The organism is Mesorhizobium sp. M3A.F.Ca.ET.080.04.2.1 (assembly GCF_003952525.1).
Taxonomy (GTDB): domain Bacteria; phylum Pseudomonadota; class Alphaproteobacteria; order Rhizobiales; family Rhizobiaceae; genus Mesorhizobium.
Genome location: NZ_CP034451.1, coordinates 3,161,566 through 3,174,252 on the forward strand (window position 1 = coordinate 3,161,566; position 12,687 = coordinate 3,174,252).

The 12,687-nt window shown below is 63.6% G+C and carries 13 protein-coding genes; 2 read left to right on the top strand and 11 right to left on the bottom strand.

The annotated features are described in order from the left end of the window. Nucleotides 1–17 precede the first annotated feature (17 nt). Nucleotides 18–863 (bottom strand): MurR/RpiR family transcriptional regulator, encoded by an 846-nt coding sequence (locus EJ074_RS15025; RefSeq protein WP_165350085.1) that lies wholly within the window; start codon nt 861–863, stop codon nt 18–20. 154 nt (nt 864–1,017) lie between these two features. On the opposite strand from EJ074_RS15025, the gene EJ074_RS15030 reads away from it, so the two are divergent. Next, nucleotides 1,018–2,127: a Gfo/Idh/MocA family oxidoreductase gene (locus EJ074_RS15030; protein WP_095805110.1), complete on the top strand. Its 1,110-nt coding sequence runs from the start codon at nt 1,018–1,020 to the stop codon at nt 2,125–2,127. Between the two features lie 12 nt (nt 2,128–2,139). Here the strand turns inward: EJ074_RS15030 and EJ074_RS15035 are convergent, their stop codons facing one another. Then, nucleotides 2,140–2,841, bottom strand: a complete 702-nt coding sequence (locus tag EJ074_RS15035; protein WP_095805111.1) for a YafY family protein — start codon at nt 2,839–2,841, stop codon at nt 2,140–2,142. Between the two features lie 127 nt (nt 2,842–2,968). Here EJ074_RS15035 and EJ074_RS15040 point away from each other — a divergent pair, with 127 nt between their 5' ends. Next, nucleotides 2,969–3,604, top strand: a complete 636-nt coding sequence (locus tag EJ074_RS15040; RefSeq protein WP_095805112.1) for a LysE family translocator — start codon at nt 2,969–2,971, stop codon at nt 3,602–3,604. Nucleotides 3,605–3,631: 27 nt separating this feature from the next. On the opposite strand, the gene EJ074_RS15045 is transcribed toward EJ074_RS15040, so the two are convergent. The 9 genes from EJ074_RS15045 to EJ074_RS15085 all read right to left on the bottom strand — a co-directional run bounded on the left by EJ074_RS15045 (nt 3,632) and on the right by EJ074_RS15085 (nt 12,652). After that, a complete protein-coding gene (locus EJ074_RS15045; protein WP_095805433.1) occupies nt 3,632–4,723 on the bottom strand; it encodes a 3-deoxy-7-phosphoheptulonate synthase in 1,092 nt (363 codons plus the stop codon). Nucleotides 4,724–5,532: 809 nt separating this feature from the next. Beyond that, the gene (locus tag EJ074_RS15050) at nt 5,533–5,955 is read right to left on the bottom strand and encodes a type II toxin-antitoxin system VapC family toxin (protein WP_095805114.1); all 423 of its coding nucleotides are present in this window, start codon (nt 5,953–5,955) and stop codon (nt 5,533–5,535) included. Beyond that, complete coding sequence (locus EJ074_RS15055) at nt 5,952–6,218, bottom strand: type II toxin-antitoxin system Phd/YefM family antitoxin (protein ID WP_095805115.1); 267 nt, start codon at nt 6,216–6,218, stop codon at nt 5,952–5,954. The genes EJ074_RS15050 and EJ074_RS15055 overlap by 4 nt, the downstream gene beginning before the upstream one ends. Before the next feature lie 160 nt (nt 6,219–6,378). Next, nucleotides 6,379–7,173, bottom strand: a complete 795-nt coding sequence (locus tag EJ074_RS15060; protein WP_095805116.1) for an SDR family oxidoreductase — start codon at nt 7,171–7,173, stop codon at nt 6,379–6,381. 29 nt (nt 7,174–7,202) lie between these two features. Further along, nucleotides 7,203–8,195 carry an inositol 2-dehydrogenase gene (iolG, locus tag EJ074_RS15065; RefSeq protein WP_095805117.1) on the bottom strand — a complete coding sequence of 331 codons (993 nt, stop codon included), beginning with the start codon at nt 8,193–8,195 and terminating at the stop codon, nt 7,203–7,205. Nucleotides 8,196–8,275: 80 nt separating this feature from the next. Beyond that, on the bottom strand, nt 8,276–9,046 hold the full coding sequence (locus tag EJ074_RS15070) for an ATP-binding cassette domain-containing protein (RefSeq protein ID WP_040972873.1): 771 nt from the start codon (nt 9,044–9,046) through the stop codon (nt 8,276–8,278). Nucleotides 9,047–9,048: 2 nt separating this feature from the next. Continuing rightward, nucleotides 9,049–10,125 (bottom strand): ABC transporter permease, encoded by a 1,077-nt coding sequence (locus EJ074_RS15075; protein WP_095805118.1) that lies wholly within the window; start codon nt 10,123–10,125, stop codon nt 9,049–9,051. A gap of 230 nt (nt 10,126–10,355) precedes the next feature. After that, on the bottom strand, nt 10,356–11,297 hold the full coding sequence (locus EJ074_RS15080) for a sugar ABC transporter substrate-binding protein (RefSeq protein WP_129553554.1): 942 nt from the start codon (nt 11,295–11,297) through the stop codon (nt 10,356–10,358). A 323-nt stretch (nt 11,298–11,620) separates the two neighbouring features. Continuing rightward, the gene (locus EJ074_RS15085) at nt 11,621–12,652 is read right to left on the bottom strand and encodes a LacI family DNA-binding transcriptional regulator (protein WP_095805119.1); all 1,032 of its coding nucleotides are present in this window, start codon (nt 12,650–12,652) and stop codon (nt 11,621–11,623) included. Between the last annotated feature and the right edge of the window lie 35 nt (nt 12,653–12,687).

Below are 12,687 nucleotides of genomic sequence, written 5' to 3' on the forward strand. Positions count from 1 at the left end.
GGCGACGGCGATGCCGTTCAAGCCCTGCGTTTGCGGCCGGCGTCGCGACGTTTTTCGCCAACGGCAACGGTCAATGCCATGGCGAGCGCCATCGTCGCCGACAGCGAGCGGAAGCCGCCGAAATCGGCTTCGGCCACTTCGAACCAGACCCGGGCGAATTGGGCAAGCGGCGAGAAAGAGCTGTCCGTGATGGCGACGATCGGCACGCCCTGCTCCGAGATCGAGCGTGTCTCCTCGATGGTCGCCGGTGCGTAAGGCGAGAAGCTGATGGCGATTACCGCGTCGCGCGGCGTGGCGAAGCCGATTATTTCGGCATTGAGGCCAGCCGCGGATTCAACGAGCTGGTTGCGGATCTTGAGCTTGCCCAGCGCGTAGGCGATGTAGGACGCGACCGGGTAGGAACGGCGCTTGGCCAGCACGTAGATGGTCTCGGCCCTGGCTAGCAAGGCAACCGCCTGCTCGAAATGCGCATCGTTCAGCGCACGCGAAATGTCGCTAAGCGAGGTGCTGGCGGCGGCGACGAAGCCGTCGAAGATCGCCCGGTGTCCGGCACCTTCCTCAGCCTTGGCGCGCAGTGCCGCAAGCCGCTCGTCATAAGAGGAATTGCGTTCACGCAAGCGCTCGCGAAACACAAGCTGCAGGCTGGTGAAGCCATCGAAGCCAAGCTGCTGGGCGAAGCGGATCAGCGTCGAGGGCTGGACGCCGGCCGAAGCGGCGATGCTTGCCGCCGTCCCAAAGGCGATGTCGTCGGGATTGTCGAGCGCATAGGCGGCGATCTGCGCGATGCGCTTCGGCAGGCTCGCACGCCGTTCCAGGATCGTCGTGCGCAGCGTTTCGAAATCGCGAGGCACCCGTTCGTCCATCGTCGCTCCGCCCACGGCCATGCTGGTGTTCCTCTCCTGCCTCATCATAGCGGCTTCGCGCAAGAACACCATAAAAAATGATTTGGACGTTCCATTTTCTACCAAAATGGATTAATTCATCCATGTCATCTACCCCTATCTCGGAGACATCGACATGGTCGGAGTGGGCCTCATCGGCACGGGCTTCATGGGCAAGTGCCACGCCATCGCATGGAACGCGGTCGGCACCGTCTTCCCTGATGTCGACAAGCCGAGGCTGGTGCATCTTGGCGAGGTGACCGACGAGCTTGCCCGGCGCAAGGCCGGCGAGTTCGGCTTCGCCAAGGGATCCGGCGACTGGCGGGCCGTGGTCAACGATCCGGAAGTCGAGGTCGTCTCGCTGACCACGCCCAACCAGTTCCATCCGGAAATGGCGATCGCCATCCTGGAAGCCGGCAAACATCTTTGGTGCGAGAAGCCGATGGCGCCGGGCTTCGACGAGGCCGAGGCGATGGCGAAGGCGGCCAGGACATCCGGCAAGGTGGCCGCGCTCGGCTACAACTACATCCAGAACCCGGCGATCCGGCACATCGGCGCGCTGCTCGAGGAAAAGGTCATCGGCGAGGTCAATCTCGTGCGGATCGAGATGGACGAGGACTTCATGGCCGACCCCGACGCGCTGTTCTTCTGGAAGCATGAGGCCGCCTCCGGCTATGGCGCGCTCGACGATTTCGCCGTGCACCCGCTGTCGCTGATCAAGGTGCTGTTCGGCCGCGTCGCCCGCGTCATGTGCGACATGGTCAAACCCTATGCCGACCGGCAGGTCGCGTCCGGCGGGCGCCGCGCGGTCGAGACCTACGACATCGCCAGCGTGCTGATGCATCTGGAGAACGGCGTCGCCGGCACGCTGCTGGTCAACCGCTCGGCCTGGGGCCGCAAGGGCCGCATCGCCATCCAGATCTTCGGCTCGAAGGGCTCGATCCTCTACGACCAGGAGCGGATGAACGAGTTCCAGCTCTACCTCACCGCCGACCGGCCGACCGAACAGGGCTACCGCACCATCCTGGTGGCGCCGCACCACAAACCATACGGTGCCTTCGTGCCGGCGCCCGGCCACGGCCTCGGCTTCAACGACCTCAAGATGATCGAGTGCCGCGAGCTGTTGATGCGCATCGCCGGCAAGCCGGCGCGGATCATCGACTTCGACGAGGGGCTGGAGATCGAGCGCACGGTGCATGCGATGGCGCGTTCGTTCCAGGAACAGCGTTGGATGGATGTAAGGTAAGCTAGCCCCTCGTCAGGTGGTGCTCGCCGAGGCATCGACCTCCCAGCCCTCCACCCAGGTCTGGCGCAGGCGGTCGCCTTCGCCCTTGAACCACAGGCCCGTCGTCCTGCAGTCCTCGATGCGGTCGCTGCGGAAGTTGCGGATGGCCTGGCGCAGTTCGCACCAGGCGACGATGTTGGCGGTCTCCGCGTAATAGATGAGCGCTACCGGACGGATGATGCGCTTTGTGTCCCGGCCCGCTTCGTCGCGATACGACAAATCCAGCTTCTCCTCGTCGCGAATTGCGCGGCGCACCAAGGCGAGATCGATCGCGCCCGCCGACGGTGCCGCGAACCCCCAGGCATGCAAGGCATTGGCGTCGAGCGTCTGCCGCAAGGGCGGCGGCACGGCGCCAGCGATCTTGGCGCCGACGCGCTTGGCGGCCTGCTTGAGCTCCTCGTCACCGGTGCGTTCGAGCAGCGCCAGCGACAGCACGATCGCCTCCATCTCCTCGATCGAAAACATCAGCGGCGGCAGGTCGAAGCCGGGGCGCAGGATATAGCCAATGCCGCGCCCGCCCTCGATCGGCACGCGCATCGCCTGCAGCGCTGCGATGTCCCGGTAGACCGAGCGCACCGTCACCTCCAGCCGCTCGCCGATCATGGCCGCCGTCACTGGTTTCCGAGCCAAGCGCAGGATCTGGATGATCTCGAACAGACGCGACGCCTTGCGCATTTTCCCACCGGCTTTCAACGCAACTGACACACCCTCGTCAGTTGGGGCGTTCTATAGGAGCGTGCATCGGCTTGAAAAGCAACGGATTGCTCGCTGGCTTGGCCGTATGGGAGTGCACGCAACTGACATGAGCTACACGGAAAATCTCTGGCTGTTCTTCGTCCTGCTGTTCGGCATCATCGTCGTGCCCGGCATGGACATGCTGTTCGTGCTGGCCAATGCGCTGACCGGCGGGCGCGACCGAGGTCTGGCAGCGACCGGCGGCATCATGCTCGGCGGCGTCGCGCATACGCTGAACGGCGCGATCGGCGTCGGCCTGCTCATACATTTCGTGCCGATCCTGTTCACGCCGCTGCTGATCGCCGGCGCCGCCTACATGGCCTATATCGGGATCACGCTGATGCGCAGCTCCATCACTGTCGACGACAATGGCCCACCGGGCAGCCGCACTGCGTGGAAGGCGTTTCGCCAGGGCTTGGTCACCTGCCTGATCAACCCGAAGGCCTATCTGTTCGTGATTGCCGTCTATCCGCAATTCCTGAAGCCGGCTTACGGTCCGATCTGGATGCAGGCGACCGTGATGGGCCTGCTCACAGTGGCCACGCAGGCGGCGATCTATGGCGGGCTCGCCATCACCGCCGGACGCAGCCGGAAACTGCTCGTCGACAATCCCCGGGCGACGATCATAGCCGGGCGCGCGGCGGGGCTGCTGCTGTTCGCGGTCTCGGTGTTCACCGCATGGGAGGGGCTGAGGGCGGCGTGAAAAGAGGCCGCCGCCCTCGCGATCCGGTCACGCAGCGCCCTGCCGGATGGCGAGCGCCTCGCGCTTCATCGAGCGGCGCCACTCGACGGCGCCGGCAAGCCCGTGCAACACCGTCTCGGTCGTCGCCCAGTCGATGCAGCCATCGGTGATGCTTTGGCCATAGACAAGCGGCTTACCGGGCACGACGTCCTGGCGGCCGGCGACGAGATTGCTTTCGATCATGAGGCCGATGATGCGCTCGTCACCCGCGGCAACCTGCCCCGCCACGTCGGCGGCGACCTTCGGCTGGTTCTCCGGCTTCTTGGCGCTGTTGGCGTGGCTGACATCGATCATCAGCCGCGGCGCGACGCCGATGCGGGCGAGCTCGGCCGCGGCGGCGTCAACGCTTGCCGCATCGAAATTGGGCACAACGCCGCCGCGCAGGATGACGTGGCAGTCCTCGTTGCCGGTGGTCGCCGCGATGGCGCTGCGGCCGCCCTTGGTCACCGCCATGAAGTGATGCGGTTGGGCGGCCGACTTCACTGCCTCGCCGGCGATCCTGAGATTGCCGTCGGTGCCGTTCTTGAACCCGACCGGGCAGGAGAGGCCGGAGGCGAGCTCGCGGTGGATCTGGCTCTCGGTCGTGCGTGCGCCGATCGCACCCCAGGCGACGAGGTCGGCAATGTATTGCGGCGTCGTCATGTCGAGGAACTCGGTCGCCGCCGGCAGACCGAGATTGTTGACGGCGGAGAGCACGTTGCGCGCCATCCTGAGCCCCTTGTCGATGTTGAAGCTGCCGTCGAGGTCGGGATCGTTGATCAGGCCCTTCCAGCCGACCGTGGTGCGCGGCTTCTCAAAATAGACGCGCATGACGATCTCGAGCCGGTCGGCCAAGGCCTCGCGCAGCGCCGCCAGACGGCTGGCGTAGTCCACGGCGGCAACCGGATCGTGGATGGAGCAAGGGCCGACGATGACGACCAGTCGATCGTCGGCCCCGGTCAGGATGGAATGGATGGCGTTGCGCGAGGCGGCAACGGTGCGCGTCGCCGTGAGTGAGCGCGGTATCTCGCGCATCACGTCGTCCGGCGTGCTCAGGACTTTGAGTTCGGTGACCCGAAGGTCGTCTGTGGTGGTCAACACGGCTTTCTGCTCCTGGTTTAGGAGACCTGCCGGCTGAAACAAAAAAGCCGCCAGGTCTGGCGGCTTGTCGGATTTTTATGCTGCAATCTTCAGATCGAGCGCAATCCTCCCGCCGCCAGCGAGCTACCGTAGCTAAAGTACCAAAACGAGGCGGTCAGGTGGATCATGCGGCTCATATAGTCGAAGTCGAGGCGCTTGTCACGTGTCGGTAGGGGCTCGACTTGAAGTTTGTCTCGCCTGAACGTGGTTCAACAGTGAGACGACATATCGTTCCATCTCAAGCCTGCGAGCGGTATTGAGAACGCTTGTCCACGTATCCTGCGGATCAGCACCGCGGGCGATCATGGCCGGCGCGTTGTGAAATGAGTCTGCAAGCATACGTGCTGTACGTAGTTCATCGGTCGCGCGAATTTCGACGAGGACGATGCCGAGAATCCTCAGGATATTTTCGTTCGTGATGGGTTGAGGATCACTCAATTGAGACACCTTTCTTTCGGTGCGGGCCTCGTCTCAGCTTGAAATGTGCTCGTGGCCTTGGGGAAACCAGATGCCACGACGAAACCAGTTGCCCATCCCAAATTCGGTATGACGTGATTTTGATCGAGATCATCCATGTTCTTGATCATCTCGATGCTGACGACCTTTTGCACGGATCCGAAGGCTAGCGAGAACAGTTGTAGAGCGTCGGCTTCCGACCGCGCGGTGACGCCAACCCCAAGATGGCCGCTTACCGTGATCCAATATGGGTGCATCGAGACATTCTCTTGTGGCGAGGGAACATGGGCGCTCTCGAGCCCGACATGCCCTGTTCATGCAGTCCAGGGATCGAAAATTTCGATTCCAAAGCCTTCGAAATCCTTTGTGTTGCGCGTTGCCAAGGTGAGCTGCTGCGCAATCGCGGTGGCCGCGATCAGGCCGTCCATCGACGACAGACCGCGACCGCGGCGCTTGGCAAGCCCCATTAGGTCGCCCCAGGCCAACGCAACCGCTTCATCCACCGGCAAAACCCTCTGCTCGAAGCGCTGCGGCAAGTCCCGAGCGAGCCATTCAGCCAGTGCCTCGCGTTTGCGGCCGTCATCCATGAGGGCAACGCCGCGCCGGATCTCGGCGATCGACACAACGCTGATGAACGAGCGGTCCTCGTCAAGCTCGTCCAGCCAACCCAACACGCGTGTGTCTGGAGCCGGCCTCGTCACTTCGGACAGGACATTCGTATCAAGCAGTATCCTCACAGCGGCAGGTCACGCGGCTCGTCGCGTTGACGCTCAAGGTTCAAATCGGAGCCGCGCAACGGCGACTCCAGCAGGAACTCAGCGAGGGTGCCTTTCCGTGCGGTCTTGCGCCGCCATTCGTCTACCGACACGACGACGACGCTTGGTTTGCCGTTTCGGGTGATCGTCTGCGGCGACGATTGTGCCCGATCTATAACCTCCGAGAGCCGGGCTTTTGCCCCAGCGACCGTCCAGCTCACATCTTCTTTGGGTCCAGGCAGCATTTCAATCTCATGCCTATTCTGACCATCCTGACTATATGGGAATAGCGATGTCGCGGCAACAGGGCTTACAGGGCCCAGGACGCCCTGGCAGGCGCGCGAGGCCAATCACTGCTGCACGGACGGCCGAACTGCTTGTGGACGCGAGGTTACTCGGTTGCACCTACTCGCCGATCACGCCGGCGATGTTCTGGTCGTAGTCGACCAGCGACCCCGTCATGACGCCGGCCTGCGGGCTCAGCATATAGGTGATCAGCCGGGCAAGCTGCGCAGGCTTCACCAACTGGCCCATCGGCTGAGCGGCCTCGGCCTTCGCCAACCAGTCGTCCGGCGCGTCATGCCACTTCTTCTGCACGATGTCCTCGCCTTCGGTGTCCATCCAGCCGGGCAGCACGGCGTTGCAGCGGATGCGGTTGCGCCGATGGGAACTCGCGACATTCTTGGTCAAGGTCATCAGCGCGCCCTTGCTGGTCGAATAGGCCGTCAGAAAGGACTGGCCGGCATGGGCAGACATCGACAGCACGTTGACGATCGAGCCCGGCGCCTTGCGCTCGAGAAGATGCGCGACCAGGCCCTGCATCAGGAAAAAGGGGCCGCGCACATTGGTGTCGAATATCTGGTCGAAAAGCTCCTCTGTGGTCTCGACCAGCGAGCCGCGCGCCGAGGTGGCGGCGGCGTTGACGAGCGCATTGACGGTGCCGAAATGCGCGAGCGCCATGGCGACGGCGCGCTTGCAGTTGGCGACCTTGGCGACGTCGGCGCTGATGAAGATGGCGTCGACGCCTTTCTTCTTCAGCGCGGCGACCGCCTTGTCGCCCTTTTCCTGCGAGCGGCCGACCAGCGCCAGTGCCCGGCAGCCCTCGTCGGCAAGCGCCTCGGCGACGGCGAAGCCGACGCCCTGCGCGCCGCCGGTGACGATGGCACGCGTTTCTGAATTGCGACCGGCCAAACCGCTCATCGCTCTGCTCCTGTAATCAACTCAAAGGTTCAATCGACGCGGACGGTCTTGCCCGTCTTTGCCGACTGCAAGGCCGCGTCGGCCAGCTTCAGCGCGACCAGCCCGTCCCTGCCGCTCGGCGCCGCCTTCTTGCCGGCGCTGTTGGCGGCAATGAAGGACGCGATCTCATTGGCATAAGCATCGATGTAGCGGGTCATGAAGAAGTCGTGCAGCGGCGGCCGGGTGTAGCCCTTGTCGTTGGCAAGCTCGATCGAGACCGGCCGCTGGTTTTCGGCGGCGACCATGCCCTTCGACCCATGCACCTCGATGCGCTGGTCGTAGCCATAGGTGGCGCGGCGCGAATTGGAGATGACGGCCTGCCTGCCGGATGCGGTTTCCAGGATGACGCTGACCGAGTCGAAATCGCCGGCTTCGCCGATCTTCTTGTCGACCAGCACCGAGGCGTGGGCGCTGACGGCAACCGGCTCCTCGCCGAGCAGGAAGCGCGCCATGTCGAAATCGTGGATGGTCATGTCGCGGAAAATGCCGCCGGAGCGGGCGATGTAGTCGAGCGGCGGCGGGCCCGGATCGCGCGACGTGATGGTGACCATCTCGACGTCACCGATGGCGCCGTCGTCGATCGCCTTGCGGACGGCGGCGAAATGCGGATCGAAGCGGCGGTTGAAGCCGACCATCAGCGTGGCGCCGGCCTTCTCGACCACTGTCAGGCACTGCTCGACCCGCTTGACGTCGAGGTCGATCGGCTTCTCGCAGAAGATCGCCTTGCCGGCCCTGGCGAAGCGTTCGATCAGGTCGGCATGGGTGTCGGTCGGCGTGCAGATGATGACGGCGTCGATGTCCTTGGCCTGCTCGATGACGTCGATCGTGCGCACCTCGGCGCCATAGGCGCCGGCCAGCTCGGTTGCGGCTTTCTCGAAGGCATCGGCCACGGCCACCAGTCTGGCCTGCGGGTTGGAGGCAACCGCGCGGGCATGCACCTTGCCGATGCGGCCGGCGCCGAGAAGAGCGAAGCGGAGAGTCATGGAATGTCCTTTGAGGTGGTTCTAATGCGTGTCCGCGCCTGCCGGCGCGGACGATTTGGGTGATCTTGGCGTGGCGCCGGTCAGGCGGCCTGGAGTTCCGCCTGTCCGGTCTTGGCGCCGGTGATGTAGGCGACGATGTCGTTGCCGTCAGTGTCCTGCTTGCGCAGATTGGCGACGATGCGGCCGCGCCGGAAGACGACGATGCGGTCGACCAGGTCGAACACCTGGCGCATGTTGTGGCTGATCAGGATCAGCGGCTCGCCATTCTCCTTCAGCGTGCGGATGATGTTTTCGACCTGCGCCGTCTCCTGCACGCCGAGGGCCGCCGTCGGCTCGTCCATGATGATCAGCTTCGAGGCAAAGGTCGCGGTGCGGGCGATCGCCACGCACTGGCGCTGACCGCCCGACATGTGACGGATGGTGCTGGAAAGGTTGGGAATCTTCACCGCCGTGCGGATCAGTGCCGCCTCGGTCGCCTTGCGCATCGCCTTGCGGTCGAGGATCGAGAACGGCCCGAGGTTGAACAGCACCTTCTCGCGGCCGAGGAACAGGTTCGACGGCACGTCGAGGTCATCGGCCAGCGCGAGGTTCTGGAACACTGTCTCGATACCGGCCTCGCGCGCCTCGATCGGGCCGGCGAAATTCACTTCCTTGCCGTCGAACCAGATCTTGCCGTCGGTGCGCTGCTCGACGCCAGTGATCTGGCGCACGAAGGTTGACTTGCCGGCGCCGTTGTCGCCCATGATGGCGACATGCTCGCCCTTGCGCAGCTCGAAATTCGCTTCCTGCAGCGCATGCACGCCGCCATAGTGCTTGGTGAGGTTTTCGGTCTTCAGAACGATGTCCGACATGGTCAAGCTCCTATCGCCCGGCGGCGCTGGCGCCACTGATCGAGAACGACTGCGCCGACGATGATGACGCCCTTGACCATCTCCTGGTAGTAGGCGTCGAGGCGCAGGAAGGTGAAGCCGGAAATAATGACGCCGAAGATCAGCGCGCCGATCACCGTGCCGATGATCGAGCCGCGGCCGCCCGACAGCGAGACGCCGCCGATGACCGCCATGGCGATGGCGTCGAGTTCGTACATGACGCCCATGCCGGCCTGGGCGGTAAGGTTCTTGGAGCAGAGCACCACCGCGGCGAGCGACGCCAGGATGCTGGCGATGGCATAGACGAGCACCTTGTGGTTGGCGATCTTGATGCCGGACATGCGCGCGGCGTCCTCGTTGGAGCCGATGGCGTAGCAGTGCTTGCCGTATTTCGTGTAGCTCAGGATCAGCTGGAACAGGATCGCCAGCGAGATGAAGATGATGACCGGCATCAGCCCCTTGCCGATCGTGGCGAAGCTGTCGGTCGGGAACGAGATCGGCTGGCCCTTCGACCACCATTTGGCGATGCCGCGCGCGGTGACCATCATGCCGAGCGTGGCGATGAAGGGCGGGATGCGGGTGTAGGCGATGAGCAGGCCGTTGATCAGCCCGGCTATCAACCCGCAGCCGATGGCCACCAGCAGCGGCACGATGACCGGCAAGTCGGTCCAGCCATAGTCGATGAACATCGCCTTGGGATTTGGATTGCCGTTGACCGTCGCCACCTGGGCGAAGCTCATGGCGATCATGGCGGTGGCGCCGACGACCGAGCCCGAGGACAGGTCGATGCCGCCGCAGATGATGACCTGGGTGACGCCGATGGCGATGATGCCGACGATCGAGACCTGCAGGATGATGATCTGCAGGCGCTGCTCGTTGAAGATGGCGTCGACATTTTCACGGGTGTTGAAAAGGAAGCTGTCGCCGAGGAAGACGCGGCCGATCAGCTCGAAGGCGCCGACGAGAATGACGAGCGCCAGGAGCACGTTGAACTCGGCAGGCCAGGGGCGCTTCTTGGCATCGTAGCTCAGCCCGCCAATGCCATGCGATGTCTGTGACACGTCTTCTTCCTCCGAATGGCCGCGCCCCGCTCTCCCGCGCTGTGGGCGGAGAAAGGAAGGGCGGCGGCGCTTCACCAGCAGCCGATGTCAGCCGGTCCGATGCCTTCCTGCGCCGCTCCTTGCAGGGCGGGTCAGCTTTCGATGGAAAGGTGACCCGCCGTGGAAGTTTCCTGGCAATTCCGTGCGGAAAACCGCTCAGCTCGTTTCCTGGAATTGCCTCTCGCGCAGCCTCAGTTCTTCTTCAGGAACTTGTCGATGTTGGCCGGCGTGACGAGCTGGAACGGAATATAGACCTTTTTTTCCACCTTCTCGCCCTTGGAGAGCTTCAACGCCGCATCGAGCGCACCGGCACCCTGGCCGGCAGCGTCCTGGAAGACCGTCACGTCGAGATCGCCCGCCTGCATCGCGGCCAGCGCGTCCTGGGTGGCGTCAACGCCGCCGACCACGACCGACTTCATGTCGATGTTGGCGGCCTTCATGGCCTGGATGGCTCCGATAGCGCTTTCGTCGTTGTTGGCGATGACGCCATCGAACGGCTTGCCGGACGACAGCCAGTTGGTCATCAGGTTCTGCGCCTGGTCGCGGTCCCAGTTCGAGGTCTGCTTGTCGATGATCTTGATGAAGCTGCAGTCCGGCGTGGCGATCACTTCCTCGATGTCCTTGGTGCGCTGCACCGCGGCTTGGTTCGAAAGCTCGCCCATGATGACATAGACGTTGGCTTCCTTCTTGCCGGCTTCCTTGAACAGTCGGCAGGCTTCCTGGGTCTCGAGCGTGCCGGATTCAGCCTCGTTCGAAGCGACGAAGGCCTGGTTGTCCGGCAGCGAGTCGACATTGACCGGCTGGCGGTTGACGTAGACCAGCGGAATCTTGGCCGCGGCGGCCGCGTCCGACATCGCCTGCGTGGCCGAGGTGTCGACCGGGTTGACGATGATGGCGTCAACGCCCGAGGCGGCGAAGTTCTTGATCTGGTCGAGCTGCTTGGCGACATCGTTCTGCGCGTCCTCGACCTGCAGCTCGACGCCGTCCATGCCCTTGGCCTGGGCGATCATGCCGTTGCGCAGCACGGTCAGGAAGTTGTCGTCGAACTTGGCCATCGACACACCGACTTTGGCGGCAAAGGCCGACGAGCACATCAGCGCCGACAGCGCGAGGCCCAAAAGCAGTTTCTTCATTTTATCTCTCTCCTCCACTTGGTGTCCGGCTGCACCGATTGAACCGGAATCCCCGATCCTGCGGGGAATCTCTCCCGACGATCATTTCGGCTCCGGCGACGTTTTCCGACGGCTGGAACGCCAGGCTCCCGCTTGAAACAAATGTTCCCGGAACGAAAGGACCAAAATGCTCTGCTAGTGAAATATTTATTCCATTTCGTGGGACGGCGTCAAGGGCGATTCCAAAATGGAGCGCCGGATTTTCGCAGGCGGACCCTGCAACATTCTATCAGGGTGATGGATCCCATCATCATTGACGGCCACCCTTGGCCGGTCGCTAATCCCTAGATGTTTTCCGGCAGGTAGATGTCGAACGGCAGGAAGGTCTGACCCGGAGCATTCGCGGCTCCGGTTTCGATGGCGTGCGCCATCAATCCGACAAGCTCGCGGCAGAGCGCCGGCAGCGGCGTCGAGATGACCATGGTGAGGACGTTGTCCGCGAGCGCAGCCCGCGACTCGGCGTTGATCTCGTTGCAGATGACCACCGGCATATTCGCGGGCTTTGCGGCCCGCAGCGCCGAGACCGCGCCTTCCATGCCACCGCCGGCGACATAGCAGCCGGCAAGATCGGGATAGCGCGCCAGAAGATCGAGCATCGCATCATGCGTCACCTGGTTGGCTTCAAGGTTGACCAGCGTCTCCAGCACCGTGAATTCCGGGGCATGCTCGCGGAAGAACGATCTGAAGCCGATCTCGCGCAGCTCATGGCCATGGAAGCGGTGGCTGCCGACGAACAGGGCAACCTTGCCGGGCTTGCGTGCCGCCTTGGCGATCATCCAGGCCGCACTGCGCCCGACCTTGCGGTTGTCCAGGCCGACATAGCCCTCGCGGATGCCGGCGGCGAAGTCGGAGAGCAGGGAGAAGACCGGCTGCCCTCTCGCCTTCAGCGTCTCCACGACCGCCGTCAGCGTCGGATGATCCGGCCCGACAGCGGCGATCGCCCTGGATTTCGCCGCCAGCTTTCGCATCTGGGCGGCAATCTCGCTGGGCGCGAGGGAGGCAGCGAAATCGATAGTGGCGACGCCGCGGAATCGTTGCGATTGCGAGACCGCCAGTTCGAGCTCGCGTGCAAAATCGTTGTAAAAAATATCATTGCCCCTCAGGAGCAGGAAGCCCAGCCGGTATTCCGGCAATTCCTGGCGCATACGTTGCTTGATGAGCCCGGCCGCGTGATAGCCGATGTCGGTCGCGGCCTCGTAGACACGGCGCGCCGTCTCCTCCTTTACCGGCAGACGGTTGTTGAGCACCCGGTCAACGGTGGCGACGCTGACGCCGGAGACGCGAGCCAGATCGATGATGGTTGGCCGCTTTGCCATGAAACCTCCGTTTGCTGCCCATTCACGTTACATCA